Origin of the sequence: Micromonospora phytophila (assembly GCF_023656545.1) — a bacterium.
Lineage (GTDB): Bacteria > Actinomycetota > Actinomycetes > Mycobacteriales > Micromonosporaceae > Micromonospora > Micromonospora phytophila.
This window is the reverse complement of the sequence record NZ_JAMOKF010000534.1, coordinates 1-2,382: the sequence shown is the minus strand read 5'-3', so window position 1 is coordinate 2,382 and position 2,382 is coordinate 1. Positions and strand designations below refer to the sequence as shown.

General features: G+C 77.0%; 2 protein-coding genes. Both read left to right on the top strand.

Going from position 1 to position 2,382, the window contains the following annotated elements; all coding sequences use genetic code 11:
• Positions 1–14: 14 nt before the first annotated feature.
• On the top strand, positions 15–560 hold the full coding sequence (locus tag NCC78_RS30865) for an LOG family protein (RefSeq protein ID WP_250798943.1): 546 nt from the start codon (positions 15–17) through the stop codon (positions 558–560).
• 161 nt (positions 561–721) lie between these two features.
• A partial coding sequence (locus NCC78_RS30860) for an ATP-dependent helicase (RefSeq protein ID WP_250798941.1) occupies positions 722–2,382 on the top strand: 1,661 nt, incomplete at its 3' end.

Here is a 2,382-nt window from a genome sequence, read left to right as displayed (position 1 = left end):
CGGAGGGCTGAGCCGTGGCGGCGATCTGCGTGTTCTGCGCCTCCTCCCGTACCCTCGACCGGCGCTGGCTGGACCTCGCCGCCGAGACCGGCGCGGAGATCGCCCGGCGCGGGCACACGCTGGTCAGCGGCGGCGGGTGCGTCGGGATGATGGGCGCGCTGGCGGACGGCGCGCGGGCCGCCGGCGGGCGGACGGTCGGGGTGATCCCGCAGGCGCTGGTCGACCTGGAGGTCGCCGACCTCAGCTCGGACGAGCTGCTGGTCACCGAGTCGATGGCCGACCGCAAGACCCTCATGATCGACAAGTCGGACGCGTTCCTCACCCTGCCGGGCGGGCTCGGCACGCTCGACGAGCTCTTCGAGGTGTGGACCACCGCCACCCTCGCCCTGCACGCCAAGCCGATGGTCCTGGTCGACACCGACGGCTTCTACCGCCCGTTGCTCGACTGGCTCGGCGCCCTGGCCGGCCAGACCTTCCTCAAGCCCGCCGGCCTCGGCCTCCTCACCGTGGTCGACTCCGTCCCCGCCGCCCTCACCACCCTGGAATCCCACCTCACCTAACCCCGCCCCCGCGTGCCCCCCTCTGGCCCCGGGGTTGATCATGGGGTTGGCGGGGACAAATGCCACGACTCGCCCGGTCAACCTCATGATCAACGCCGGTGGGGGCGGTCGGGGTGGAGTGGCGGGGTGGGGGTGTCGGACCGGCGTGGTGGGATGGGCGGATGCAGGCGTACCGGTTGGTGCGTCGGCCTGCCGAGGCGGCCCGGGGGGACCGCCGGTCCGGCGGGCCGGCGTGGGGGGACGGTCGGGTCGGTGAGCCGGCTCCGGACGGTGGGGCCGACGAGAGCGGGCGGCGGTCCGACGGGCCGACGGGCGATGGCGCGCAGGCTGCCGCCGGCGGCGACGCCCGGCTGACCGACGCGCACCAGGCGGAGATCGTCGCGCACACCGACGGGCCGATGCTGGTGCTCGGCGGCCCGGGCACCGGCAAGACCAGCACCCTGGTGGAGGCCGTCGCGGCCCGGGTGGCCGAGGGGGTCGACCCCGAGCGGATCCTGGTGCTCACCTTCAGCCGCCGGGGCGCCACCGCGCTGCGCCAGCGGATCGAGGCCAGGGCCGCCGGGAGCGGCCACCGCGTGCTGCGCGAGCCGCTGGTGCGCACCTTCCCGGCGTACGCCTTCGGCCTGCTCCGCCGGGCCGCCGCCGAGCGGGGCGAACCGTCGCCCCGGCTGCTCACCGGCCCCGAGCAGGATCTGATCATCCGTGAGCTGCTCGACGTGGTCGGCGAGGAACCCGAGGACGACCCGGTCGGCTGGCCGGAGGAGCTGCGCCCCGCGCTGCGCACCCGCGCCTTCGCGGCGCAGCTGCGCGACCTGCTGATGCGGGCCGCCGAGCGCGGCGTCGGCCCGGTCGAGCTGGCCCGGCTGGGCGAGAAGCTCGGCCGTGCCGACTGGCCCGCCGCCGCCCGCTTCATCCGGGAGTACGTCGCCGTGCTCGCCCTGCGTGACGTCAGCAACCGCGGCTCGGTCGCGTACGACCCGGCGGAGCTGGTCCGGGCCGCCACCGGGATGCTGCTGGACGACCCCGACCTGCTCGCGGCCGAGCGCCGCCGGCTGGCGTACGTCTACGTCGACGAGCTGGCCGACACCGACCCCGCCCAGCAGGACCTGCTCGCCGTGGTGGCCGGTGGGGGCAAGTCCCTGGTCGCCTTCGCCGACCCCGACTCGTCCACGTACGCCTTCCGGGGCGCCGACCCGGCCGGGGTGAGCGCCTTCCCGCACCGGTTCCGCACCGCCTCCGGGGCGCCCGCGGCGCAGGTGGTGCTGACCACGTCCTACCGGGCCGGGCCCCGGCTGCTGGGCGCGTTCGGCCGGTTGGCCCGCCGGCTGCGCGGCCCGTCGGCGCACCGCCGGCTGCGCCCGCTGCCCGACGCGTCCCCCGGCTCGGTGGAGGTCCACACCTTCCGCTCGGCCACCAGCGAGGCGGCCTGGCTGGCCCACGCGCTGCGCGAGGCGCACCTGCTCGGCGGCGTGCCCTGGTCGCGGATGGCGGTGCTGGTGCGCTCCACCGCCCGGCAGCTGCCCTCGCTGCAACGGGCGCTGCACGCCGCCGGGGTGCCGACCGTGGTGCACGGCGAGGACCTGCCGCTGCACCTGCAACCGGCGGTCGCGCCGCTGCTGCTCCTGCTGCGCTGCGCGCTGGAGCCCGAGCGGCTCGACGAGGAGGCCGCCGTCGCGCTGCTGCACAGCCCACTGGGCGGCGCCGACCCGCTGGCCGAGCGGCGGCTGCGTCAGGGTCTGCGCGCCCTGGCGCTGGCCGGCGGTGACCGGCGGCCCTCTGGGGAGCTGATCGTCGAGGCGCTGCGCGACCCGGCCGAGCTGGC